At 75.8% G+C, this 23,947-nt stretch carries 26 protein-coding genes and 1 riboswitch; of the genes, 14 read left to right on the forward strand and 12 right to left on the reverse strand.

Features of this window, described 5'->3' with window-relative positions; all coding sequences use genetic code 11:
• Positions 1-52 precede the first annotated feature (52 nt).
• Positions 53-892 (forward strand): GAF and ANTAR domain-containing protein, encoded by an 840-nt coding sequence (locus ACWPWV_RS09380; protein WP_454042654.1) that lies wholly within the window; start codon positions 53-55, stop codon positions 890-892.
• On the opposite strand, the gene ACWPWV_RS09385 is transcribed toward ACWPWV_RS09380, so the two are convergent.
• Positions 881-1,588: a PAS and ANTAR domain-containing protein gene (locus ACWPWV_RS09385; RefSeq protein WP_454042655.1), complete on the reverse strand. Its 708-nt coding sequence runs from the start codon at positions 1,586-1,588 to the stop codon at positions 881-883. The two genes, ACWPWV_RS09380 and ACWPWV_RS09385, sit on opposite strands and share 12 nt — an antisense overlap.
• A 187-nt stretch (positions 1,589-1,775) precedes the next feature.
• On the opposite strand from ACWPWV_RS09385, the gene ACWPWV_RS09390 reads away from it, so the two are divergent.
• Complete coding sequence (locus tag ACWPWV_RS09390) at positions 1,776-2,285, forward strand: DUF6328 family protein (RefSeq protein WP_454042656.1); 510 nt, start codon at positions 1,776-1,778, stop codon at positions 2,283-2,285.
• Positions 2,286-2,315: 30 nt separating this feature from the next.
• Here ACWPWV_RS09390 and ACWPWV_RS09395 read toward each other — a convergent pair whose 3' ends face one another.
• Positions 2,316-3,581, reverse strand: coding sequence for an MFS transporter (locus ACWPWV_RS09395; protein ID WP_454042657.1), 1,266 nt, complete (start codon positions 3,579-3,581; stop codon positions 2,316-2,318).
• Between the two features lie 109 nt (positions 3,582-3,690).
• On the opposite strand from ACWPWV_RS09395, the gene ACWPWV_RS09400 reads away from it, so the two are divergent.
• The 6 genes from ACWPWV_RS09400 (at position 3,691) to ACWPWV_RS09425 (ending at position 7,959) form a co-directional block, all read left to right on the forward strand.
• On the forward strand, positions 3,691-4,395 hold the full coding sequence (locus ACWPWV_RS09400; RefSeq protein ID WP_454042658.1) for a DUF1361 domain-containing protein: 705 nt from the start codon (positions 3,691-3,693) through the stop codon (positions 4,393-4,395).
• Positions 4,396-4,428: 33 nt separating this feature from the next.
• Positions 4,429-5,136 (forward strand): hypothetical protein, encoded by a 708-nt coding sequence (locus tag ACWPWV_RS09405; RefSeq protein ID WP_454042659.1) that lies wholly within the window; start codon positions 4,429-4,431, stop codon positions 5,134-5,136.
• Positions 5,133-5,804, forward strand: coding sequence for a hypothetical protein (locus tag ACWPWV_RS09410; RefSeq protein ID WP_454042660.1), 672 nt, complete (start codon positions 5,133-5,135; stop codon positions 5,802-5,804). The genes ACWPWV_RS09405 and ACWPWV_RS09410 overlap by 4 nt, the downstream gene beginning before the upstream one ends.
• Positions 5,801-6,385, forward strand: coding sequence for a hypothetical protein (locus tag ACWPWV_RS09415; protein ID WP_454042661.1), 585 nt, complete (start codon positions 5,801-5,803; stop codon positions 6,383-6,385). Before ACWPWV_RS09410 ends, ACWPWV_RS09415 begins: the two co-directional genes overlap by 4 nt.
• Positions 6,386-6,577: 192 nt before the next feature.
• Entirely contained in the window at positions 6,578-7,537 is a 960-nt protein-coding gene (locus ACWPWV_RS09420; RefSeq protein WP_454042662.1) for a hypothetical protein, read from the forward strand.
• Positions 7,534-7,959, forward strand: a complete 426-nt coding sequence (locus ACWPWV_RS09425; protein ID WP_454042663.1) for a GntR family transcriptional regulator — start codon at positions 7,534-7,536, stop codon at positions 7,957-7,959. Before ACWPWV_RS09420 ends, ACWPWV_RS09425 begins: the two co-directional genes overlap by 4 nt.
• On the opposite strand, the gene ACWPWV_RS09430 is transcribed toward ACWPWV_RS09425, so the two are convergent.
• Entirely contained in the window at positions 7,948-9,324 is a 1,377-nt protein-coding gene (locus ACWPWV_RS09430; protein ID WP_454042664.1) for a hypothetical protein, read from the reverse strand. The genes ACWPWV_RS09425 and ACWPWV_RS09430 overlap by 12 nt on opposite strands.
• Before the next feature lie 55 nt (positions 9,325-9,379).
• Positions 9,380-9,646: a DUF4235 domain-containing protein gene (locus ACWPWV_RS09435; RefSeq protein ID WP_454042665.1), complete on the reverse strand. Its 267-nt coding sequence runs from the start codon at positions 9,644-9,646 to the stop codon at positions 9,380-9,382.
• 111 nt (positions 9,647-9,757) lie between these two features.
• Positions 9,758-9,861, forward strand: a riboswitch (TPP riboswitch).
• A 65-nt stretch (positions 9,862-9,926) separates the two neighbouring features.
• Here ACWPWV_RS09435 and ACWPWV_RS09440 point away from each other — a divergent pair.
• The 4 genes from ACWPWV_RS09440 to ACWPWV_RS09455 all read left to right on the forward strand — a co-directional run bounded on the left by ACWPWV_RS09440 (position 9,927) and on the right by ACWPWV_RS09455 (position 14,354).
• Complete coding sequence (locus ACWPWV_RS09440) at positions 9,927-11,042, forward strand: thiamine ABC transporter substrate-binding protein (protein WP_454042666.1); 1,116 nt, start codon at positions 9,927-9,929, stop codon at positions 11,040-11,042.
• Positions 11,018-12,784, forward strand: a complete 1,767-nt coding sequence (locus ACWPWV_RS09445; RefSeq protein WP_454042667.1) for an ABC transporter permease — start codon at positions 11,018-11,020, stop codon at positions 12,782-12,784. Before ACWPWV_RS09440 ends, ACWPWV_RS09445 begins: the two co-directional genes overlap by 25 nt.
• Positions 12,784-13,965: an ABC transporter ATP-binding protein gene (locus ACWPWV_RS09450; protein ID WP_454042668.1), complete on the forward strand. Its 1,182-nt coding sequence runs from the start codon at positions 12,784-12,786 to the stop codon at positions 13,963-13,965. The genes ACWPWV_RS09445 and ACWPWV_RS09450 overlap by 1 nt, the downstream gene beginning before the upstream one ends.
• Positions 13,966-14,033: 68 nt before the next feature.
• Positions 14,034-14,354: a DUF4235 domain-containing protein gene (locus ACWPWV_RS09455; protein ID WP_454042669.1), complete on the forward strand. Its 321-nt coding sequence runs from the start codon at positions 14,034-14,036 to the stop codon at positions 14,352-14,354.
• A gap of 77 nt (positions 14,355-14,431) precedes the next feature.
• Here ACWPWV_RS09455 and ACWPWV_RS09460 read toward each other — a convergent pair whose 3' ends face one another.
• Together ACWPWV_RS09460 and ACWPWV_RS09465 are read right to left on the reverse strand one after the other, a co-directional pair.
• Positions 14,432-15,115 (reverse strand): response regulator, encoded by a 684-nt coding sequence (locus tag ACWPWV_RS09460; protein ID WP_454042670.1) that lies wholly within the window; start codon positions 15,113-15,115, stop codon positions 14,432-14,434.
• Positions 15,112-16,479, reverse strand: coding sequence for a sensor histidine kinase (locus ACWPWV_RS09465; protein ID WP_454042671.1), 1,368 nt, complete (start codon positions 16,477-16,479; stop codon positions 15,112-15,114). The genes ACWPWV_RS09460 and ACWPWV_RS09465 overlap by 4 nt, the downstream gene beginning before the upstream one ends.
• 202 nt (positions 16,480-16,681) lie before the next feature.
• Here ACWPWV_RS09465 and ACWPWV_RS09470 point away from each other — a divergent pair, with 202 nt between their 5' ends.
• Positions 16,682-17,155 carry a DUF6069 family protein gene (locus tag ACWPWV_RS09470; RefSeq protein ID WP_454042672.1) on the forward strand — a complete coding sequence of 158 codons (474 nt, stop codon included), beginning with the start codon at positions 16,682-16,684 and terminating at the stop codon, positions 17,153-17,155.
• A gap of 124 nt (positions 17,156-17,279) precedes the next feature.
• Complete coding sequence (locus tag ACWPWV_RS09475; protein WP_454042673.1) at positions 17,280-17,897, forward strand: dihydrofolate reductase family protein; 618 nt, start codon at positions 17,280-17,282, stop codon at positions 17,895-17,897.
• Here the strand turns inward: ACWPWV_RS09475 and ACWPWV_RS09480 are convergent.
• The 6 genes from ACWPWV_RS09480 to ACWPWV_RS09505 are packed head-to-tail and all read right to left on the reverse strand — an operon-like array spanning position 17,822 to position 23,915.
• Entirely contained in the window at positions 17,822-19,480 is a 1,659-nt protein-coding gene (locus ACWPWV_RS09480; protein WP_454042674.1) for a SpoIIE family protein phosphatase, read from the reverse strand. The two genes, ACWPWV_RS09475 and ACWPWV_RS09480, sit on opposite strands and share 76 nt — an antisense overlap.
• Positions 19,477-21,222: an ATP-binding response regulator gene (locus ACWPWV_RS09485; protein WP_454042675.1), complete on the reverse strand. Its 1,746-nt coding sequence runs from the start codon at positions 21,220-21,222 to the stop codon at positions 19,477-19,479. Before ACWPWV_RS09485 ends, ACWPWV_RS09480 begins: the two co-directional genes overlap by 4 nt.
• A complete protein-coding gene (locus ACWPWV_RS09490) occupies positions 21,219-22,241 on the reverse strand; it encodes an ATP-binding SpoIIE family protein phosphatase (protein ID WP_454042676.1) in 1,023 nt (340 codons plus the stop codon). The genes ACWPWV_RS09485 and ACWPWV_RS09490 overlap by 4 nt, the downstream gene beginning before the upstream one ends.
• 23 nt (positions 22,242-22,264) lie before the next feature.
• Positions 22,265-22,681, reverse strand: a complete 417-nt coding sequence (locus tag ACWPWV_RS09495; protein WP_454042677.1) for an anti-sigma regulatory factor — start codon at positions 22,679-22,681, stop codon at positions 22,265-22,267.
• Positions 22,678-23,082, reverse strand: coding sequence for an STAS domain-containing protein (locus ACWPWV_RS09500; RefSeq protein ID WP_454042678.1), 405 nt, complete (start codon positions 23,080-23,082; stop codon positions 22,678-22,680). The genes ACWPWV_RS09495 and ACWPWV_RS09500 overlap by 4 nt, the downstream gene beginning before the upstream one ends.
• Positions 23,079-23,915 carry an STAS domain-containing protein gene (locus ACWPWV_RS09505; protein WP_454042679.1) on the reverse strand — a complete coding sequence of 279 codons (837 nt, stop codon included), beginning with the start codon at positions 23,913-23,915 and terminating at the stop codon, positions 23,079-23,081. The genes ACWPWV_RS09500 and ACWPWV_RS09505 overlap by 4 nt, the downstream gene beginning before the upstream one ends.
• Positions 23,916-23,947: the final 32 nt, after the last annotated feature.

A 23,947-nucleotide genomic window follows, 5' to 3' on the forward strand; every position in this document is an offset into this window, starting at 1 on the left:
GCGGGGTTCCGGCGACGACCCCCGGTCGTGCCCGCGTAGGCTTGTACCGGACATGACCGAGAAGGAGCACCTCATGACGAGCATCGAGCAGCGCATGGCCGGGCTCAGCACGACGGCCCAGGACGCACCCGGCACCGCCGGGACCGCGCCGGGTACCGCGTTCGTCGTCGACGGTCTCACCGTGACGGGCCGGGTCGCCGACGCGGCGCGCGCCCTCGCGGACGAGCCGACGCTCCAGCAGACCCTCGACCGGGTCGTCGAGCTCGCGGTGACGATGATCGACGGCTGCGAGTCCGCGGGCATCTCGCTCGTGACGCGGGGCAGGATCGAGAGCCCCGCGGTGTCCGACCCGCTCGTCGCGCGCGGGGACGAGCTGCAGTACGAGCTCGGCGAGGGCCCGTGCCTCGACGCGATCCACGACTCCTCGCTCGTCGAGGCCCGCGACGTCGCGGCCGACTCGCGGTGGCCCCGGTGGGCCCCGAAGGTCGCGGACGAGCTCGGCGTCCGCTCGATGCTCTGCGTGCAGCTCTACACGTCCGAGACCGCGCACGGCGCGCTCAACATGTACGCGACCACGCCGGACGCGTTCGGCACCGAGGACCACCACCTCGCCTCGACGTTCGCCGCCGTCGCCGCCGCCGCGATCTCGGCCGCCCGGACCGAGGAGCAGCTCCAGTCCGCCGTGCAGACCCGGACCCTCATCGGCCAGGCGCAGGGCATCCTCATGGAGCGCTTCACGCTGTCGGCGAGCCGCGCGTTCGCCGTGCTCAGCCGGGTCTCCCAGGACTCGAACGTCAAGCTGGTCGACGTCGCGCGGCAGATCGTCGACACGCGGCGCGTCCCGGGGATCGACGCCCACGACGCCCAGGACGCGGAGACGTCACGACCCTGAGCCCTCCAGGGCCGCGTCGCCGGCCGCAGCCGGGGCCGGGTCGCGCTCGGCGTCGGTGAGCAGGGCGTCGACGCGCTCGCGGGCCGCCTCGACGACGTCGCCGGACGTGCCCAGGCCGCCCACGAGCCGTCGCGCCAGCTCGCGCACCGCGACGTTCGCGTCGTTGGACCGCTTGCGCAGCAGCTCGAACGCCTCGTCGGAGTCCACGCCGAAGGCGACCATGAGGACGCCCTTCGCCTGCTCGATCACGGAGCGCGAGGCGTCCGCGGCGCGGATCGCGGCGGTGGCCTCGCGGCGCGCCGACTCCTGGTGGTGCTCGGTGACGTCGACGAAGTAGCCGGCGATCTCCACGACCTGCCCGCTCGTGCGGCTGCGCCGCCCCTGCGCCGCGACGGCGAGGATGCGGGTGGCGCCGGAGGCGTCCACGATGCGGTGCATGGACCCGAAGGCGTGTCCGCTGCGTGCCGCGAGCGCGAGGGCGCGCACGCCCCGGTCGCGGTCCTCGGGATGGGTGTGCGACACGAGCAGCGAGGTCGTCGGCACGACCTCGCCCGGCGCGAACCCGTGCATGGCGAACACCTCGTCGGACCACCACCACCGGTCGGTGGCGAGGTCCACGCGGAAACGGCCGACGGGCTGCGGCTCGCCCGCGACGAGGGCGGCGAGCACGGTGACGAGATGACGCTGGGCGGTCATCGTGAGTTCTGGGTCGTCGAAGGGCTGAACGGCGTCCATCGTTGGGTGTCCCCGGGGGTCGAAGCAGGACGGAGCCGATTCCTGACCCCAGCAGTGGAAGATTAGCCCAGCGCGCGGCCGAAGGTGGTTCCGTGCTGGACGAGGTGGTCGAGCAGGTGGGACCCTGCTCCGACGGACGGAGGGCGACATGGGCGCGGGCGCCGACGAGGCACGGGTCCGGGAGGACGACCGGGGGAGGGACGAGACCCCCGAGGAGCGGTCCGACCGCAACTGGGTGGAGCTGCTGCAGGAGCTGCGCGTCATGCAGACCGGCGTGCAGATCCTCACCGGTTTCCTGCTGACGCTGCCGTTCCAGGCACGGTTCGCCGACCTCGACGACTTCCAGGTCGGCGTGTACCTGGCGCTGGTCGCGCTGTCTGTGCTGACGACCGGCCTGTTCGTCACGCCGGTGAGCATCCACCGGGCGCTGTTCCGCAAGCACCTCAAGCGGGAGCTGGTGACGCTCAGCGACCGCGTCACCCGCGCCGGGATCGTCGTCCTCGCCCTGGTCTTCACCGGGACGGTCCTGCTCGTCGTGAGCGTCGTCGTGGGGCGCACGGCCGCGTACTGGGCGAGCGGGACGGTGCTGCTCCTGCTCACGACGCTGTGGCTCGTCCTGCCGCGTGTCGCGGTGCGCGACGCGACGCGCGACGCCTGAGCCTGAGCGCGGCCCGGCGCGGGGTCCCGGTCAGGCGGACGCCGCCGCCTCACGGGCCCGCACGCCCCGGCGGACGGGGCCGAGCGTGAAGAGGAGCGTCGCGAGCGCGGTGAGGGCGAGCAGCCCGAAGCCGAGCCCGTACGTGCCCTCGAGCTGGTAGACGGCACCCATGAGCAGCGGCGGGATGAACCCGCCGAGGCCGCCCGCGGCACCGACGAGACCGGTCACGGCGCCGACCTTGTCGGGCGGCGCGACCTTCGCGACGAGCGCGAACGTGGCGCCCGAGGACGCGCCGAGCGCCGCCGCCAGGCCGAGGAACGCGACGGTGCCGACCGGGACGAGGTCCGGCTGGAACGCGACGACGGCGGCGAGCGCCGTCACGGCCGTGAAGCACACGACGGACACCGGGACGCCCCCGAACCGGTCCGACAGCGTGCCGCCGACGGGGCGCATGAGGACGGCCAGCACGACGAACCCCGCGGTGCGCGCCGCGGCGTCGGACACGGTGAGGTCGTAGGCGTTGACCAGGAACGTCGGCAGGTAGACCGAGAACGCGACGAAGCCGCCGAAGCCGACGGCGTACAGCCACGACAGCTGGAGCGTCACGGGCATCCGGAACGTCGACCACGTCCGGGCCCAGAAGCCCCCGGTGGCCCCGGCCGCACGCCCGGGCGCGTCGCGCAGCAGCAGCCACGACACGACCGCGAACACCGCGAGGATCGCCGCGACGAGCAGGAACGGGGCCGCGTCACCCCAGGCGTCGCGGATGCGCACGGTCGTGAACGCGGAGATCGCCGTCCCGCCCATGCCCATGCCGAAGATCCCGATCGCGGTTCCGCGCCGGGCCGGCGGGTACCACGCGTTGACGAAGGGGACCCCGACGGCGAACGCGGTCCCGCCCAGGCCGAGGAAGAACCCGCCGACGATCAGCGCGACGAAGCTGTCCGCGACGAGGCCCACGAACAGCACGGGCAGGATCGTGGCCGCGCTGACGAGCGGGAACATGATCCGTGCGCCGAACCGGTCCGTGAGGGCCCCGATGGGGATGCGGCCGAGCGAACCCACGACGACCGGCACCGCGACGAGCACGGAGACCTGGACGTCGGTGAGGTCGTACTGCTGCCCGTACGCGGCGCCGAGCGGGCTGACGAGCGCCCAGGCCCAGAAGTTCACCGCGAACCCGATGGTCGCCAGGGCGAGCATGAGCGTGGGGGAGGTGCGGGGAGCCGGTGGCCCGGCCGTGGCCCCGGGTGCGACGTGCCGGGGCGTCACCGGGGTCTCGTCCTGCCGTGCCATGTCGCTCCTCGAGGGGAGGTGCCCGTCGTCGGGCACGGGAAGGTTCGCCTGTCCCACGCTATCGGCGGCCTCCCGGGCCCGCGCGGCGAGCCGGCCGTAGCGTAGGGCCGTGCTCACCTGGCTCTTCGGCGGCGTCGCGCTGCTCAACGTCTACGCCCTCGTGCTGATCGTGCTCCGCGCGGTGCTGTACCGCACCGCGGTGTACCGGCCGATGCTCCTCAACCTCGGGCTCTCGATCGTGCCGGTCTTCGTGCTCGGAGCGGTCGTCCTCGTCGACGCCGCGCTCCTCGCGGCGGGCGTGACGTCGTGGGTCGTGGGGACGGTGGCCGCGCTCGGCGCGCTCGTCTGGCTCGTGCTGCTGCCCAACGCCGGCTACCTGGTCACCGAGCTGAACCTCAACCACCGCAAGGACGGCGAGGGCGTCCCGCTCTGGTACGACATCGTCGCCGTGCTGACGCTCGCGCTCTCCGGGGTGCTCAACACCGTCGTCAACGTGCTGGTCGCGCAGATGCTGTACGCCGTCGTGCGCTACCCCGACGACGACGCGCCGTTCACCCGTCCCGGGTCCTGGCTCGCGGTGGCGGTCGTGCTCGTGCTCGTCACCGTGGGCATCTACCTGGGCCGCTACGTGCGCTTCAACAGCTGGGACCTGCTGCACCCCGCGCAGTTCGTGCGCAAGCTCGTGCGGCACCTGCGCGAACGCGGGACGCTCGGCCAGGCCGTGCTGTTCTGCGTGCTGCACACGCTGCTGCTCGCCCTGGTCTACGCCGTCGTGGTGGGGCCGATCTCGACGGTGTTCGTCCGCGGCGCCTGACGGCACCGCCCGCACCACCGTAGGATGCGCGGCGTGACCACGCCGCCGCCGAGGGCCGCCCGTGCCGTGCCCGTGGCGCGAGCCGTCGTCGCGACGTGGCCGCGCCGGACGGCTCTCGCCGTCGTGCTCGGCGTCGTGGTGGGCACGACGGCGGCCGGGGGCCTCGCGAAGCACGTCGCCGCCGACGCGGGGCCGGTCCGGGCCGTCGCCGGCGAGCCGGTCCCGACCGGGCCGTTCGACCTCGCGGTGCGGTCGTGGTCCGTGACCGACGCCGTGCAGGTCTCCGCGCTCGAGGACGCCGACGCCGACGCGTGGCTGCTCGTGGTCGTGGGCGCGCTCGACACCGACCGTGAGTCCCGCCGCCTCGGCGACGCCGCCGTGACGCTCCCGGCGGAGCTGCCCGCCGGCCTGGCGCTCGCGGGAGAGGCGGAACCGGACCGCCCCGGCACGACGCTGCTCGTGCGCGACGCCTCGCTCTATCCCGTGCTGCAGCCGGGACTGCCCGAGGACGTCGCGCTCCTGTGGCCGGTGACGGTCGAGGACGCGGGCGCGGCGCCCGACGGGCCGGTCACGCCCGACGAGCCGCTCACCGTGACCCTGCCCGTGTCCCGGTACCGCGACATGACGATCGGCGGCGGTCGCCGGTGGGCCGAGACGGGCGCGGTCGTGCTCGTGGACGTCCCTCCCGGCGACGTGCCGGCGGAGGTCGTGGACCCGCCGGAGGAGGAGGTCGGCTGGTGAGCGACCAGACCACCGAGGAGACCCTCGTCGGGTCCGCGCCGTCCGCGCCGTCCGCGCCGTCCGCTGCGCCCGCGACCTCGCGGCCGCGGCGCGGCGACCGGGTCGCGACCGTCGCCCTGCTCGTCCTCGCCGTCGTGGTCGGCGCGGCGGTCTCGCGCGTCGACACGTGGTGGCCCACGCTCACGACGACGACGACGCGCGGTGCGGTGGGCGAGGTGGTCACGGCGGGGCCCCTGCGCGTGCGGGTCGACGACGTCCGTACCGGCACGGTGCTCGAGGACGGCTTCGACACGCTCGCGACCGACGGCGTCTGGGTCGCCGTCGACCTCGCGGTGTCCGGCACGACGCGCGAGGCCGGCATCGAGGTGCTGGAGCTGCGTGACGCCGACGGTCGTGACCACGAGGCCTCGCACCGGGTGAGCAACCGGATGATGACCACGTTCGTGGACCCGGACGTCCCCGAGGCGGGGACCGTCGTCGTCGAGGTGCCGGCCGAGGCGCTCGAGGGGGACGTCGTGCTGCGCGTGCTCACGGAGCACCAGGACGCGGACGTCGACCGCCCGCAGGCCGTCGCCGAGGTCGACCTCGGTCGCGTCGGACCGCCGGCCGACGGCGACACCGTCGAGATGCTCGAGCCGGCGCTCGTCCCGGGCGGGTGGGGCGGTTGAGCGTCGGCGGCGTCGGCGGCGTCGGCGGCGTCGGCGGCGTCGGATGGTGGCGGGCGAACCGCTGGTGGCTGGTCGTGCTCGCGGTCGCGCTCGCGGCGCTCGGCGCGCTCACCTGGCGCTCCGACGCCGTGCAGGGGTGGTGGGTGGCGGAGCCGCACCGCGGCCACGCGGCGGACGACGAGGGCTGGACGCAGGTCGGCGACGTGCGGGCCCGCCTCGCCGGGGTCGAGACCGTCGACTGGCTCGACGACGGCTACGGCGGCCGCGTCGAGGCTCCGGACGGGTACACGCTGTGGGCCGTCGACCTGTCGGTCCGCTCGGACGCCACGCCCGGCCCGGCGAGCGCCGAGGAGGTGTACTCCGCGTGCGAGCTCGTGCTGCTCGACACGTCCGGCCGGCAGTTCATCGCGGGCGCGTCGTCGCTGCCCGGCATGCCGGTGACCGACCCGCCGGTGTGCACGGGGGCCGTGTCGAGCCGCGCCACGCACTACGTCCTCACGCCCGACGACGCGGAGCCCGCCGAGGTGCGCCTCGTCGAGCCGGGGCTCCTGCCGGACTACTGGTCGCTGCCCGCACGCTGATCGCGCGCCCTGCCGTGCCGCGCCCGCCGGGCTCCTCGGACCGCGCAGCAGGAGCCGGCTGGTGACGGGGCTTCCGGGAGGTCGGCGGGCGCTCCTCCCCGCGAGGAGGTCGTCGCGAGGGCGGCCCGGTTGACAGCCCGGAGACTATTGATCATAGTTCATGATCAATAGTCTTCCTGTGGAGGTGCCGTCGTGAGCTGGGTGTCGTGGATGCTGGGTAACCCGCTGCCGTTGCCGGTCGCGCTCGCCGTCGACCTCGGGCTGCTCGCGGCGGCGGTCGTGGCCGGCGCCCTGTGGTGGGACGGGCGGCGCGCCGTCGTCCCGAGCACGGCGGGCGGGCGCGCGGTGCGGCACGCGGCGATGACGAGCGCCGGGGCGGCGCTGCTCGTCGCCGCAGGGGTCGCCCTCCCGCCGCTGTACCTCTACCTCGGTCTGGCGGGACTCGGCGCTCGCGTCGCAGCCGTCCTACCGCTGGTCGCGCTCGTCGCCGCGCTCGGGGTCCACGCCGTCGGCGAGCTCACGTGGCCCCGCCCGCTGCACCGGCAGCGCGAGGCGCGGCTCGTCGCGCGCTCGGCCGCCGACGTCGTCCCGGGCACGACCCGGCGCGTCGCCTGGGGATGGGGAGGGGGGATCGTCGTGGCGGGCGTGGCCTTCGGGCTGCTGTCCGACGGCCCGCGCTCGATCTCGCGCGGCACGGGACCGTACGAGGCGTACACCGTCGCACCGTTCCCCGGCTGGCTGTGGACGGTGCCGGTCGTCGTCGCGGCGGTCGTCGCCGTCGTCGTCTCCGAGGTCGTGCTGCGCCTCGTCGCGTCCCGACCGGCGGTCGAGGACGTCTCCGAGGAGTGGGACATGTGGTTGCGACGTCGGGTCGCCCGCCGCGTCGAGCGCGTCACGCAGCTCGTGCTCGGCCTGACGCTCGGCGGCCTGGTCGCCGTGGGCGGGCTCTCGCTGCGCTGGCTGGTGCTGGGGGACGGTGACGACGTCCGGACCGGCCCCGGGCTGAGCCCGGGCCACGTCGTCGCCGGGAACGCCCTGCTCGTCGTCGGGCTCGTCGTCGTCCTCGTGGCGCTCACCGTCGCCGTGTGGCCGGCGCGCGACCCGGCGCCCGCGCCGGCGGCCGAGCGCGAGCCTGCGGAGACTCCCGCGTGAGCCTCGCCGTCCGCATCGACCTCGACTCCTCGACACCGCACTACGAGCAGCTCCGCGCGCAGCTCGCCGCGCTCGTCACGGCGGGCGACCTCGCGGACGGCCAGCGCCTGCCGACCGTACGGGCGCTCGCGAACGACCTGGGTATCGCGCCGGGGACGGTCGCCCGGACCTACCGCGACCTCGAGGCGGCGGGGCTCGTCACGACCCGCCGCCGGGTCGGGACCCTCGTCACCGCGCCCGCCGCGACGCTCGACCGCGCCGTGGTCACCGACGCGGCGGTGCGCTTCGTGCGGCTCGCGCGGGACCACGCGCTCACGGACACCGAGATCCGGGACGCCGTCGCGGCCGCGCTGCTCGGCGCGACGCGGGGCGAGAGCGTCCGGGACACCGGGCCGCGGGCGACGGTCGTATCAGCCGACTGAGGTGGAGCTCGGCGCCGTGCGGGGGCGGCGCGTGCGCAGGGCCGACGGCAGGCCGAGGTTCGCGAGCAGCGCGTCGGCGGCGGCGGCGAGCAGCACGGTCGTGAGCACCTGGACGGCGACGGTCGCGACGGTCTCGAGCGGGTCGATCACCGCGCGCCACACGACGATCCCGGGCTGGCCGAGCACGGCCTGGGCCGCCGTGAGGACGACCTGCTCGGCGAGCGTGAGCAGCGCGAACGCGACGCAGAAGAGCAGCACCGCGCTCCACCTGCTCCGCCAGAGCATGCCGAGCGCGCCGACGAGACCGCCGAAGCGCCGGCCCGGGTCCAGCATGAGCTCCCACGCCCTGCGCGCACCGCTCGTGCCGAGCGTGCGGTTGAACCGGTCGACGACGCGGGCGGTCCGCCCCGTGGCGTCGGCCGGCGCGTGCACGGGGTCGACGACGTCGATCGCCTCGACGCCGTAGACGATCGTCCCGAGCGTCAGCCACGCGAGCGGGACCACGAGCCCGGTGACGATCCCCGCGAGCAGGAGCGACGTCGTCGGGCCGAAGGCGGCGACGAGCGGCTGGAGGACGTCCACGCGCGCGACGACGCCGTCCCACCACGTCGTCACCTCGACGACGACGACGCGCGACGCCCACCACTCCCGGACGCGCCCGACGACCGCCGTCACGGTGAAGGCGCCGATGACGATCCAGACGACCTCGCAGTACCCGGCGAGGATGCGCACGGCGGCCGTGCGGGCGCTGCGCCGGGCCTCCCCGCCCGCCTCGACGACGCCCCGCTCCATGCGCCTCGCGACGCGCTCGAGGACGCTGCGGGCGAGCAGCGCGCCGGCCACGAGGAGCACGACGGTGAGCCCGAAGCCCTCGGGGACCGGGTCGGCGGTCTGGATCCCCGCACCCGCGGCGAACGCGTGGTCGAGCGCGGCGGAGTCGACGTACGCCTGCCAGTCGGACGACAGGCCGCCGTAGAACTCGTAGATGACGAGGTACGGGACGAGCACCGACGCGATCGACCCGAGCAGCGCACGCACCTCGATGCGGTCGCGGTCGTCCCGCGGCTCCCGGCGCAGGACGTGGAGCATGACGACGATCCCGACGACCGTCGCGAGGGGCGAGAGGCACAGCACGAGCAGCCCGAGCTCTCCCGACGACGGCGCGACCGCGAGCGCGGCCCGCAGCGCGAGCTCGTGAGCCACCTGCGCGAGCACCGCCACCGCGACGAGCGCGGGCCAGTGCCGCACGAGGAGCCGTCCCGCGTCGACGAGCACGTGCGATCCCGCGCGCAGCACGGACGGGCCGGTCGGCCCGGGGCCGGTGTCCGGCGAGGGCGGTGAGGTCATCGGGACGGGGGCCGTCACGCGCGCCAGGGTACCCGGGCTGCGCGGCGGCCCCCGACCCGGGCCGCGCCGAGTACTACGACAGGAAGCGCGTCACGACGCGCTTGGCCTCCTTGCCGGCGAACCGCCGGGCGAGGACACCGACCCCGGCGGCGACGGCCGCGAACGTGACGGCCGAGACGATGCCGACCTCCTCGTCGTCCAGGTCCTTCGGCGCGTCGTGCCCCGTGACCTTCGCCCACACGAGCGTGACGAGCTTCTGCGCCGCCCAGCCGGCGGCGAACGTCAGGGCGACGGTCCCCACCTTGACGGCGAGAGTGGCCTTCTCCTCGGTGTCTGGCACGGGTGCTCCTCCATCGGGTCGGCGGTCCGGCCTCGGGCCGGTGTGCTGCGCACCACCGTAGTCCCTGGCCTGCGTCGACGCCGTGCGGCGGCGACCGCGGTGTACGCTCGCCGGGAACGACAGGGGAGCTCCCCGGGAGCTGAGAGTGCGGACCACCGCAGACCCTCGAACCTGATCCGGTTAGCACCGGTGGAGGAAGTCGGGAATCTCGATCACCCGTCGGCGTCGGCCCCGTGCCGACCCGGCGGTTGGACCCCTCCTGAACGTCCAGGGAGGACACGTGCAGCACACGACCAGGGCCACCACCGCCGGGCGAGCCACCGCCGGGCCCGCCCGCACCGCCGCGCTCGCCGCGGGGACCACGCTCGCGCTCCTCGCGCTCGCCGCGTGCGGGAGCGACGGCGACGCGGGCGGTGACGCCGGCGGCGACGCGGCATCGGGGGGCGGCACCGTCACGCTCGTCACGCACGACTCGTTCGCCGTGAGCGACGAGGTGCTCGCCGCGTTCGAGGAGGAGAGCGGCCTGACGGTCGAGCAGGTCGCGCCCGGCGACGGCGGCGCGCTCGTCAACCAGCTCGTCCTCACGAAGGGCTCCCCGCTCGGCGACGTCGTCTTCGGGATCGACAGCACGTTCGCGACGCGCGCGATCGACGAGGGCGTGCTCGACCCGTACACGCCCGCCGACCTCCCGGCGTCCGCGGAGCAGTACGCCGTCGGCGACGGCGAGCTCACGCCCGTCGACGTCGGCGACGTGTGCGTCAACGTCGACCACGCGTGGTTCACCGAGGCCGGCGTCCCGGAGCCCGAGACCCTCGAGGACCTGGCCGACCCCGTGTACCGAGACCTCCTCGTCGTCACCAACCCCGCGACGTCGTCGCCCGGGCTCGCGTTCCTCCTCGCGACCGTCGGCGCGTTCGGCGAGGACGGCTGGGAGCAGTACTGGGCCGACCTGCGGGAGAACGGCGTCAAGGTCGTCGACGGCTGGTCCGACGCGTACTCCGTCGACTTCTCCGGGGGCGAGGGCGCGGGCGACCGGCCGCTCGTGCTGTCGTACTCCACGTCGCCCGCGTTCACGGTCGCCGAGGACGGGACGTCGTCGACGACGGGCGCGCTGCTCGAGACCTGCTTCCGCCAGGTCGAGCACGCCGGCGTGCTGGCGGGCGCCGAGAACCCGGAGGGCGCGCAGCAGCTCGTGGACTTCCTCGTGAGCGAGGCGTTCCAGGCCGACGTGCCGGGCCAGATGTACATGTACCCCGTCGACGACACCGTCGCGCTGCCCGCCGAGTGGGAGCAGTTCGCGCCGCTCTCCGACGAGCCGTTCGAGGTCGCGCCCGAGGAGATCGACGCGCACCGCGACGAGTGGATCAAGGCGTGGACGGCGACGGTCGTCGACTGACCCGTCCCGGTCCCGGGCCCCTGGTGCGGGGCGCCGTCGGGCGCGGCGTGCTCTGGGGCGTCGCTGCGGCGGTGCCGCTGGTCTTCCTCGCGGTGTTCTTCGCGTGGCCCGTGCTGGCGCTCGTGGCGCGCGGGTTCGTCGGGGCCGACGGCGGTCTCGACCTGTCGGGGTTCGCGGAGGTGTTCTCGGACCCGCGGACGTGGCGGATCGTCGGGCTCACGCTGTGGCAGGCCGTGCTCGGGACGACGTTCTCGCTCCTGCTCGGCGTGCCCGGCGCGTACGTGCTGTACCGGTGCCGGTTCCGCGGGCGTCGCGTGCTGCGCGCCGTCGTGACCGTGCCGTTCGTGCTGCCCACGGTCGTCGTGGGCGTCGCCTTCCGCACGCTCCTCGTCGAGGGCGGGCCGCTCGGCTTCCTGCGGCTCGACGGGACGTTCGCGGCGATCGTCGTGGCGCTGGTGTTCTTCAACTACTCGGTCGTCGTGCGCACGGTCGGCGGGCTGTGGGAGCACCTCGACCCGCGCGCGGAGCAGGCGGCCCGCGCGCTCGGGGCGACGCCGTGGCGCGCGTTCCGGACGGTGACCCTGCCCGCGCTGGGTCCGGCGATCGCGAGCGCGGCGTCGATCGTGTTCCTCTTCTGCGCGACGGCGTTCGGCGTCGTCCTCGTCCTCGGCGGCATCCGGTACGGGACGATCGAGACGGAGATCTGGATCCAGACGACGCAGTTCCTCGACCTGCGCACCGCCGCGGTGCTGTCCGTCGTGCAGCTCGCCGTCGTCGTGGCCGCGCTCGCGGTCGCGAACCGCGCGCGCGCGAAGCGGGAGCGGGCGCTGACGCTCACCGCCGCGTCGAGCGCCGCGCACCCGCTGCGCCTGTGGCAGCGCGGGCCCGCCGGCGGACCGGTCCGCGGCCGGCCCGGCGGCGACCTCCTGCCGGCCGCGCTGACCGCCGTCGTGGTCGTGGTGCTCGTCGGTCTGCCGCTCGTGACGCTCGTCGTGCGGTCCCTGCGCGTGCCGGGCGGCGGCTGGGGCCTCGACAACTACGCGAACCTCGGCACGACGGGCGGTCGCAACGCGCTGTCCGTCACCGTGTGGGAGGCCGCCGCGAACTCGCTGCGCACGGCGACGCTCGCGACGCTGCTCGCGGTGGCGATCGGGGGGCTCGTCGCGCTCGTCGTGTCCCGGCGACCGCGCTCGCGCACGGGCCGGCGGGCGATCGGCGCGCTCGACTCCCTGTTCATGCTCCCGCTGGGGGTGTCGGCGGTGACGGTCGGTTTCGGCTTCCTCGTCACGCTCGACCGGCCGCTCGGGCTCGACGTCGACCTGCGCACCTCGGGGCTGCTCGTACCGATCGCGCAGGCCGTCGTCGCGATCCCGCTCGTCGTGCGCACGGTGCTGCCGACGCTGCGCGCGATCGACCCCCGGCTCCGCGAGGCGGCCGCGACCCTGGGGGCGGCGCCGGGGCGCGTGTTCCGCAGCGTCGACGGGCCCATCGCCGCGCGGTCGCTCGGCCTCGCGGTCGGGTTCGCGTTCGCGGTGTCGCTCGGCGAGTTCGGCGCGACGTCGTTCCTGGCCCGCCCCGACACCGCGACCCTGCCCGTCGTCATCTTCCGGCTCGTCGGCCGTCCCGGCGCGGAGAACCAGGGCATGGCGCTGGCGGCGAGCGTCGTCCTGGCCCTGCTCACCGCCGTCGTCATGCTGCTCGCCGAGCGGTTGCGCGGCGACCGCCCCGGAGGAGAGTTCTGATGGTGCAGACCGACCCGACCACCCGGCCCGTCGCGCCCGGAGCGGCGCAGCGGCCCGCTCACGACGCGGCGGACGGTGCGGGGCTGCGGGTGCGGGACGTCGTCGTGCGGTACGGGGGAGGGTCGCGCCGCGGGGGTCGCCGGGACCCCGGCACGACGGCGGTCGCGGGCGTCTCGCTCGACGTCGCACCCGGCGAGGTGCTCGCGCTGCTCGGGCCGAGCGGGTGCGGCAAGTCCAGCCTGCTGCGCGCCGTCGCCGGGCTCGAGCCGGTGGCCGCCGGCACCGTGCGCTTCGCGGGCGACGACCTCGCGGGCGTCCCCGTGCACCGGCGCGGGTTCGGGCTCATGTTCCAGGAGGGCCAGCTCTTCCCGCACCGCGACGTCGCGGGCAACGTCGCGTACGGGATCGCCGACCTGCCGCGCGCGCAGCGGGACGACCGGGTGCGGGACCTGTTGGGCGTCGTCGGTCTCGCGGGGTACGAGCGGCGCGCGGTGACGACGCTGAGCGGCGGCGAGCGGCAGCGCGTCGCCCTCGCGCGGTCCCTCGCGCCGGGCCCGCGCCTCCTGCTGCTCGACGAGCCGCTCTCCGCGCTCGACCGCGGGCTGCGGGAGCGGCTCGCGCTCGACCTGCGCGCCGCGCTGCGGGCGACCGGCACGACCGCGGTGTTCGTCACGCACGACCACGACGAGGCGTTCACCGTGGCCGACCGCGTCGCCGTCATGGACGCCGGCCGGGTGCTGCAGGTGGCGCCGCCGGAGGAGCTGTGGCGCGCGCCGTCGTCGCGCCGCGTCGCGGAGTTCCTGGGCTACCAGGCGTTCGTCGCGATCGCCGACCTGTCCCTGCCCCCGGCCACCGGGCCGGCTCTCCCCCCGGGGACGCCGGTCGACGGGGTGCTCGCGATCGGGCCGCGGGGCCTGCGCGTCGTCGGGCCGTCGGACGGTCCGTGGCCCGGCACCGTCGTCGGCAGCGTGTTCCGCCGCGGCGCGACCGAGATCACGGTCGACGTCGCGCTCCCGGGTGGTGAGGGCAGCACGGGCGTCGCGGGTGGCGCGGGGACGGTCCGTGTCGTCGCGCTCGGGGCACGCCCGGCGGACGAGGCGGGGGAGCCGGGCGACGGGGTGCCGGGCGACGAGGTCGCGGTCGCGCTCGACCTCGCGGGCTGCGCGGTCGTCCCGGGCTGACGGCGCGACGAGGGCACCCTGCGCCCGTTCGGCGCGCGACGTCGTCGACCTCGTCCTAGCGTCGAGGGATGAGCGACGCATCGATCGGCGAGAACCTCCCCGAGAAGGGCGGCAGCAAGTCCGCGAAGATCCTGTACCGACCGGTCGGCCTCGCGAGCTCGATCGTGGGCGGCCTGGTGGCGGGTCAGGTGTTCAAGCAGGTCTACAAGAAGGTGGCGCCGGGCGACCGCAAGGACGCCCCGGGCCCGCTCCAGTCGGAGTACCCGCTCAAGGAGATCGTGCTCGCGGCTCTCATCCAGGGCGCGATCTACGCCGTGGTCAAGGCGCTCATCGACCGTGGCGGCGCTCGCGCGTTCGAGCGCTGGACGGGGGAGTGGCCCGGCGACTGACGGTCGAGCACGACCTGGCGGTCGTTCTCCGGCCGAGAACGACCTCCAGGTCGTGCTCGGCGGTGGGCGTCGCGTCTTCACGCCCCCGCGTCGGCGCCGGCGTCGTGCACGACGAGCGCCACCTGGGTCCGGTTCTCGACGCCCAGCTTGAGCAGCACGCTCGACACGTGCGCCTTGACGGTCGGGACGGAGAGGTAGAGCCGCGCCGCGATCTCCGCGTTGCTCGCGCCGCGACCGATCTCGACGGCCACGTCGCGCTCGCGCGCGGTGAGGCGGCCGAGCGTCGCGAGCGCCCGCTCCCGCGTCCCGCCCGCCGAGGCGGCGGACGACATGAGCCGTCGCGCGATCGCGGGTGACAGCACCGGCTCGCCCGCGGCCGCGGCGAGGACCGCGGCGACGATCCGCTGCGGGGCCATGTCCTTGAGCAGGTAGCCCGACGCGCCGGCGTGCAGCGCGCCCACGACCTCCTCCTCGGAGTCGAACGTCGTGAGCACGACGACGGCCGGCGCGTCCGCGCGGGCCCGCACCCGGCGGGTCGCCTCGATCCCGTCGACGCCCGGCATCCGCAGGTCCATGAGCACGACGTCCGCCGGGTGCGCGTCGAGCACGCCCGCCACGGCTCCGCCGTCGGACGCCTCGCCCACGACCTCGATGCCGTCCGCCCCGTCGAGCATGAGGCGCAGGCCGGAGCGCACGAGCGCGTCGTCGTCGACGACGACGAGCCGCGTGCGGGACCCGGGGAGGGGCGGGTGCGCGCTCATGCGCCCCACGGTAGCCGGGCGTCGAGCACGAACCCCGTCGCGCCGCCGCAGGTGCGGGCGCCCGCCTCGACGGTCCCGCCGAGCAGGTCGACGCGCTCGCGCAGGCCGACGAGCCCCGTCCCCGTCCCGGCCGCGACGTCCGGGGGACCGCTCGGCACGAGCCGGGCGCCGGTGTCGGACACGACGACGCGCACCTCGCCGGGCGACACCGCGACCCGGAGCACCACCGGGCTGCCGGGCGCGTGGCGCCGGGCGTTCGTCAGGCCCTCCTGCGCGACGCGGTACGCGGCCGTCGCGACGGCGGCCGGCGGCACGACGTCGCCCGTGCGCTCGTAGGTCACGGCACCTCCCGCGTCGCGCGCCTCGGCGACGAGCCGGTCGACGTCGGCCAGCGTCGGCGGGGGAGCGAGCCGGGCCTCGTCCGCCGGGCGACCGTCGTCGGGCAGCGCGCGGAGCACGCGGACGACGTCCCGCAGGTCGTCGAGCGCCGCGCTCACGCCCTCGCGCACGAGCGCGGCGGCGGCGGCCAGCCGCTCGGGCGGGGCGTCGGGCCGGTACTCGAGCGCGCCCGCCGTCGCTGCGAGGAGGGACAGACGGTGGGCGAGGGTGTCGTGCATCTCGCGCGCGATGCGCGTGCGCTCCGCGAGCCGGGCCTCCGTGACGCGGCGCTCGGCGTCGGCCTCGGCGCGGCGCGCGCGCCCGCGCAGCGACCACAGGAGCTCGGCGCGCGCCCGCCAGTACGCGCCCCAGCCGAGGAGGGCGGCGTGGACGGCGAGGTCGCACAGCAGCCACCACCCGATCGGCAGGGCGACCGGCCGCCACAGGGCCTGCACGGCGTGACCCGCGAACCCGGCGAGCGCGACGGGGAGCGCCGTCCGCACGGGGTACCAGCGCGCGACGTGCAGCGTCGCGACGGTCGAGGCGGGCGTCGCCGCCCCCGACACGGCGGCGAGCGCCGCGAGGACGACGGCCACCGGGACCGGTCGCCGCGTCCACAGGAGAGGGAGCGCGGCGAGCGCGGCGACCGCCACGGCGACGTCGACCGCGGTGCCGGGCGGCCCGTCGTCGCCGGCGAGGAGCGGCACGAGCGACAGGAGCGTGAGGACCGCGACCGCGGCCCAGGCGGCGGCGACCCACGCCCACGGCACGAGGCGGGCCGCGGGGTCGCGGCGCGCGGACGACGTCGCGAGCACCGGGGGTCCCGCGAGCGGCGCGCAGTCGAGGGTGGGGTCGAGCGCGTCGTGGACGGCAGCATCGACGGCCGGGCCGACGGCCGGGCCGACGGCCGGGCCGACGGCCGCGTCGACGGCCGGGTCGACGGCCGGACCGCGCGGGGGCCGGGTTTCCGGAGACGGGGTGCTCATGCCGCCGACGCTAGGCGGCGCCGCGGACGGCCGACACCGACCAAGGTCGGGGGTCGTGGTCTCGCGGTCGGGGGTGGCCTCCGTCGTCGGGCGGGTCGGCCGCCGACGTCGGACGGGCGCGCCGGTGCGCCGGCGGGCGGCAGCGTGGGGGCGTCGGCACGAGGCCGGCCGCGGCTCCGGCCGCGTGACGAAGGAGGCCAGCATGACCACGTCGCAGAACAGCTCGCACGGGGCAGGGACCGTGCCGTCCGTCCAGGCCGGCTCGGGGCCCGGGGCCGGCCCCGGTGCGTCGCCCGCGGCCCGACGCCGCGTGCCCCGCTGGTCCGTCCCGCTCGCGGCCGCCGTCGTGGCCGCGGCGGTGTGGCTCGTCGGGGCGGCCGCAGGTGTGGACGTCGCGGCCAGGTCCGCCGCCACGACGCAGGACGTCGGGATCGTCGCGGTGGTCGTCGCCGCGCTCGTCGTCGGGTACGGCGGATGGGGGGTGCGCGCGCTGCTCGGGCGGCTCCGCGCGTCGAGCCCGGGCCGCGGCGAGCGGGCCTGGCTCGTGACGTGCGCCGTCGTGCTGCTCGTGTCGCTGCTCGGCCCGCTGGGCGGCGTGAGCACCGGGGCGGTCGTCGTGCTGCTCGCCGAGCACCTCGCGGTCGGCGCCGTCGTGGCCCTGGGGCTGCGCCGCTGAGCCCTCGGCAGGACGGGCCGGGACCGATGAGTTGGGCGGGCGGGTGTGGTCCACCTCCGTGTCCGCGCACGACCCGTTCGCTCACGACCGTGGACGCACGACCCCATCGCACCCGGAGGACCTCATGGCGACGCTCGTCTCGACCCTGTTCATCTCGCTCGACGGAGTGGCCGAGATCGACCCGGAGTGGCACTTCCCGTACTTCGACGACAACATGGCGGCCGCCGTCGACGACGACTACCAGCAGGTCGACGTCCTGCTGCTCGGCCGCGTCACGTACGACAGCTTCGCGGGTGCGTGGCCGGACCGGGAGGCCGCGGGCGAGGAGGACGCCGAGTTCGCGAAGCGCCTCGGGGACACGCGCAAGGTCGTGGCGACCCGGGGCGACCAGGAGCTCGGGTGGCGCCACGTCGAGCGGCTCGACGGCGACCTCGTCGAGGCCGTGCGCGCGCTCAAGGCGGAGCCGGGGACCCGGCGGATCCTCGTCCCGGGATCGATCTCGGTCGTGCGGCAGCTCCTCGCGGCCGGGCTCCTCGACGAGCTCCGCCTGCTGGTCCACCCCGTGGCGGCCCGCGCGGGCGAGCGCCTGTTCGACGAGGGGGAGCCGCGCTACCCGCTGACGCTCCTGCGGTCCGAGGCGTTCCCGACGGGCGTGGTCCGGCTGGTCTACTCCCCGGCCGAGGCGCCCGCGGACACGTCGTACGAGGACGTCAAGGACAAGGTGCCCTCCGGGACCGAGTGAGGCGGCCGCCGACGCGCGACCACGACCGCGACGTCGTCCTCGCGGCCCTCGTCGTCGAACGCGGCGACGAGCCGCTCGCACAGGTCGGCGGGCCGGCTCCCGGCGCCCTCGGCGGCGAGCGCCGTGAGCCGGTCGATCGCCGCGAGGAGCGAGGTGCGGCGGCGCTCGACGAGCCCGTCGGTGACCAGCACGAGCAGGTCGCCGGGTGCGAGCACGTCGTGGTGGGCCGGGCGCTCGTCCGGGCTCGGCACGCCGAGCAGGCGCGAGCCCGCCTTCGCCCGGACCACCGTGCCGTCGGCCCGCACGACGAGCGCGGGGAGGTGGCCGGCGTCCGTGATCTCCACGGCACCGCTGCGCGGGTCGAGGACGCACACGCACACCGTCGCGAACTCGGTGTGGTCGTGCCGGAGCGCCTCGTTGAGCAGGTCCAGGGCCCGGGCCGCGGCGTGGCCCTCGCGCAGGTACGCGCGGAGGGTGAGCCGCACCTCGGCCATGACGGTCGCCGCGCGCAGCGAGTGACCCTGGACGTCGCCGATGACGACCGCGACGCGTCCGTCGGGGAGGTCGAACGCGTCGTAGAAGTCGCCGCCGACGTCGAGGCGGTCGTCCGACGCCTCGTAGCGTGCGGCGACCTCGACCGCGCCGTCCACCGCGAGGGTCGCGGGGAGCAGCGTGCGCTGCAGCGCGAGCGCGATGCGGTGCTCCTCGGTGAACGTGCGCAGGTTCGTCATCGCGACGGTCGCCGCCTCGACGAACCGCGCGACGACCTCGCGGTCCTCGGCCGACGGCGCGTCCGGCGAGTCCTCCACCTGCACACCGAGGCCGCCGACGAGCGCGCCGTCGCCCGCGACGAGCCACATCGTCCACCAGGCGCCGCCCTCGACGCCCGCCTCGGCGAGCAGCGGGCGCCACGGCGGCGGGATCTCGTCGGGCCGGAACACCACGGTCTCCACGCCGGTGGGCGGCAGGACCGGCGCCGTGCCCCGCCCGCGCACGAGCGGCGAGTCCGGCGCGACGCACACCGAGCGCAGCACGACCCCGGCGTCGGCGACCACCATGGCCACCACCGGTCTACCGAGCACGGCGCACGCGCCGCGCGCCGCGTGGTCGACGATCGCCTCGGACGACCGGGCCTCGTGGAGGGGCACGAGCGCCGCGGCGAGCGTCTCGAGGCGCCGCGCGGTGCGGCCGATCCCGCGCTGGGCGTCGTGCGTGCGGCACAGCGCGCTGATCGTCGCCAGGAACTCGTCGCGGTCGAGGGGCTCCGGCAGGTAGGCGTCTGCCCCGCCCTCGAGACCCGCCGTGCGCGCCGCGGCGTCGACAGCCGTCGCGGAGACGTGCAGCACGGGGACGTGCGCGGTGACCGGGTCGGCCTTGATGAGGCGGCACACCTCGCGACCGGAGACGTCGGGCAGGTTGACGTCGAGCACCACGGCGTCCGTGGAGGCGGCCACCCGCGCGATCGCCTCGGCGCCGGTCCCGGCCTCGACGACCTCGAAGCCGGCACGGCGCAGCCAGCTCACCATGACGTACCGGTGCGCCGGCGTGTCGTCGACGACGAGGACGGTCCGGGCGTCGGTCATCGCGCGCCCGCCTCACCGCGCAGCGTCGACACGAGCAGGTCGCGGTCGATCGCCGACTTCGCCAGGAACGGGACGGCCGCCAGGTGCTGCGGCAGGGCGGGCGGCGGGGCGCTCGACATGAGCACGCCGGGCAGGCCGGGGTGCTGCTCGCGGATCCGGCCGAGCAGCGTGACGCCGTCGGTCCCCGGCATGCGCACGTCGAGCAGCACGGCGTCGGCCGCGCCGTCGCGCAGCAGGGCGAGGGCGTGCGTCGCGTCGTGCGCGACGCTCACGCGCGCCACCGCGTCGCGCAGCATCCCGACGAGGACCGTCGCGTAGGCGCGGTCGTCGTCGACGACGAGCACGTGGCCGATCCGGTCCAGCGGCGCCGGGTCGTCCTCGACGACCGGGTCGACCGGCGGCGCGAGGGGGGCGTCGACGAGGGACGGCAGCCGGACGGTGAACACGCTGCCCGAGCCCGGCCGCGACGTCGCCCCGAGCGTGCCGCCCAGGGCCTCGGACGTGCGCCGCGCGTACGGGAGGCCGAGCCCCGTGCCGCGCACGGTCGGCTGGAGGCGGTTCGGCACCTGGACGAACTCCTCGAAGACCGACTCCAGGTGCTCCGCGGGGATGCCGAGGCCCGTGTCCTCGACCGTGAAGGACACCATGCCGTCCTCCTCGACGCCCGCCACGAGCCGCACGTGCCCCGACTCCGTGAACTTCACCGCGTTGGTGAGGAGGTTGCGCAGCACGCGCGCGAGGAGGCGCCGGTCCGTCACGAGGCGCAGCCCGGGCGGCGCGGAGAGCTCGAGCGCCACGCCGTCGCGCACGAGGGGCAGCGTCGTGCCCCGCAGCTCGTCGAAGAGCCCCGCCACGTCGACCCACGCGGGCTCGACGTCCTCGTGCCCGGCCTCGGCCCGTGCGAGGTCGAGCAGCTCGTCGACGAGGGTGAGCAGCGTGTGGGCGCTCTCGCGCACGAACGCGACCTGGTGCTCCTGCTCCGCGTCGAGGCGCGAGTCCGCGAGGAGCGACACGAGGCCGATGATCGAGTTCACCGGCGTGCGCAGCTCGTGGCTGACGTTGCGCAGGAACCGCGTCTTCGACTCGTTCGCCGCGGCCAGCTCGTGGCCGCGCTCGTCGAGCTCGGCGTACAGGGCGACGACGCCCGTGTTCGTCTCCTCGAGCTCGGACGACAGCTGGTCGTACATCGCCAGGACGCCGCGGTTGGTCTCCTCCAGCTCCTGGTTGACGCGCCGCAGCTGCTCCTTCTGCTCGGTGAGCTCGTCGAGGGTGCGCACCAGCTCGGCGTTCTGCACGCGCAGCTCCTCGAGAGCGTCGGCGTCGTGCGCCGCCCCCACGGACCGCCGCACCACGGCGAGCGTCGCGTCGTCGGTCCGCGCGGTCGCCGCGAGCGACTTGACGAGCACCACGTGCTCCCGCGCCGGGTCGAGCGTCAGCACGTCGACCAGTCGGCGCGCCGCCGGGATGCCGCCCTCGGACGACTCGCCCTCGTGGGGCAGCGGCGACCCCGTGGCGACCTCGGCGCGCAGCGTCGCGTGCGGGACCCCCGGGACGACGGCGATCGTCACGTCCGCCGCGCCCGTCGCGACCGCCGCGCGCCCCACCTCGGAGAGCGCGGTGGCGAGGCGTACCTGGTCCTGGGTGTCGAGACCGAGGTGCCTGCCGATCTCCCGCCCGGCGCGCCGGAGCGCGAGGACGTCGGTGTCGGCGCGCAGCTGCGTCGACAGGACGGTCGTGCTCACGCCGCCGCCCCCTGGCCCGCCGGCGGGACCGAGAGCACGGCGACGCACGCGTCGTCCCGGCGCACCGCGTGGTCGCGCAGGAGCACCCCCGAGACGACGAGCGGGGACCGGGACGCGAGGCCGGGGTAGTCCGCGAGCGACCACCGTGCGGTGAGCCCGTCGCTGTGCAGGGCGACGACGTCGCCGGCCGCGAGCGGGTACGTGGTCTCGCGCAGCGCACGTCCGTGCGAGCCCGCGATCCCGGGGTGGCTCACCAGCCCGCGGGTGCGCGCGCCGTGCACCGCGCCCGCGATGTTGCCGAGGCCCGCGTAGCGCAGGGTCGTGCCGGTCGGCTGCGCCACCGCGACCGCGGCGCCGCGCGTCCCGCCGAGCGCCCCGTGGACACGTTGCACGAGCGCGGCGGGAGGACCGGCAGGTGCGGCGAGGAACGCGCGGACCGCGCTGCCCGACGCCGTCGCGGCCAGCGGGCCGTGACCGAGCCCGTCGGCGACGAGCAGGCTCGTCACGCCGTCGTCGGTGCGCACGGCGAAGGCGTCGCCGCACACGCTCTGGCCCGTCATGGGGCGCATCACGCCGGTGGGTCCCGTCAGCGTGGCCGCCGTGCCGGACCGCTCGAACACCGCCGCCACGACCGTGCCCCGGCCGGGCGACGTCCACGCGTCCCACGCCGACGTGAGCCGCGGCAGCGTGCCGAGACCGATCCCGAGCGTCCCGCGGCTGGAGACGCCGTCGCGCATCGCCGCGGCGATGTCCCTCATGCCCGGTCCGGAGTCGACGGCGAGGACCTCGACGGCCGCGTCGTCACCCGTGAAGCGGACCCGCACCAGCACCGACCCGCCGCCCGCGTGGCGGCACTGGTTCGTCGCCAGCTCGGACACGACGAGCCCGACCTCCGCCGCCCGCGACTCGCCGAAGCCCAGGCGGACGGCGACGGCGCTCGCGGCGCGCCGGACGCCGCCCACGGCCGAGGGGTGGTCGACGGTGAACCAGGTGCCCGCCTCGACGGCCGTGGGCGGCACGTCGAGAGGGTCGTGGACGGCGCTCACCGGGACCAGGTGGCGATCTCGACCCGGGTGCCGCGACCGGGGGCGGTGTCGATCGCGAAGTGCTGCACGAGCCGGCGCGAGCCGGACAGACCGAGGCCGAGACCGCCGCCGCTGGTCCAGCCGTCGGTGAGCGCCAGGTCGAGGTCCGGGATGCCCGGGCCCTCGTCGCTGAAGACGGCGCGCACACCGGTGCGCACGCCGTCGGACACGAGCTCCACCTCCGCCTCGCCGCCGCCCCCGTACACCAGGGTGTTGCGCGCGAGCTCGCTCGCCGCGGTGACGAGCTTGGTCTGGTCGACGAGCGAGAGCTTCGCGCTCTGCGCGAGCGAGCGCACCAGCTGGCGGACCTTCACCACGTCGGAGTCCGCGCGGACCGGCAGTCGCTCGGCGGTCGCCGCGGTCGCGGTGGTCATCCCACCTCGCGCTCGGCGGCGGCGAGGAGGATCTCCTCGGCCGATCGCTCCTGGGGCGCCAGGAGGGCCAGTCCGCGCTCGACGTCGAGCGCCGTGCGGACGTCCCCGAGCGAGAGCCCGAGCTCGACCATCGTGATGGCGACCGCCGGCCGCATCCCGACCACCACGGTGGTGGCGTCGAGCACGTGCGAGATCGCCGCGACCGACGCGAGCATGCGGCCGATGAAGCTGTCGACGATCTCCAGCCCCGAGATGTCGATGAGCACGCCGCGCGCACCGGTCTGGGTGATGCGCTCGGCGAGGTCCTCCTGGAGCTGCAGGGCGGTGTCGTCCTGGAGGTCGACCTGGATCGACACGAGCAGCGTCGACCCGATCTTGAGGATCGGTACGCCGTCGCTCACGCGAGCACCCCGGTCGAGGACGCCCGCTTGCCGGCGCGCAGGGCGTCGACGAGCGCGTCGGCGAGCGACGCCCGGGTGCGGATGTCGCCGAACTCGATGCCGAGCGCGACGATGGTCTGCGCGATCTGCGGCCGGATGCCGCTGATCGTGCACTCGGCACCCATGAGGCGCGCCGCGACGACGGTCTTGAGCAGGTGCTGCGCGACCTGCGTGTCGACGGCGGGGACGCCGGTGATGTCGATGATCGCGTGCTCGCTGCCCGTGTCCACGAGCGTGTTGAGCAGCTTCTCCATGACGACCTGCGTGCGCGCGGAGTCGAGCGTCCCGACGAGCGGCACGGCGACGATGCCGTCCCACAGCTTGACCACGGGCGTCGAGAGCTCGAGCAGCTGCTCGGCCTGCTCCGCGATGATCGCCTCGCGGGCGGACGCGAACGTCTCGAACGTGAAGAGGCCGAGGTCGTCGACGAGCCGCAGGACGGGCGTGACGTCCACGGCGACGCCGTCGTCCGACGTCAGGCGGTACAGGCCCTCCTTGAGCGCGAACACGCCGATCGCCGTCTCGCGGGGCGTGAAGCCGAGGCGCGCACGCGCGGCCGAGACGTCGGCGAGGATGCCGCGCAGCTGGTCGAAGGCGGGGTCCGAGAGGACCGAGCCGCCCGCGCGCAGGCCCTCGAGCAGGGCGTCGAGGATGTCGGACTGCTCGCGCTCGAGCTCGCCGCGCGAGGTGCGGCCGCGCAGCTCCGCGGCGGACGCCTCGATCCAGGCGTCGCGGACGGTGTCCGCGTGGAGCTCGAGGGCGCGGGCGAGGGTGTCTGTGGCGACGGGGGGCATCGCTGGGCTCCTTCCAGGAGAACGCGACCGCG

Source organism: Cellulosimicrobium sp. Marseille-Q8652, from assembly GCF_965112045.1.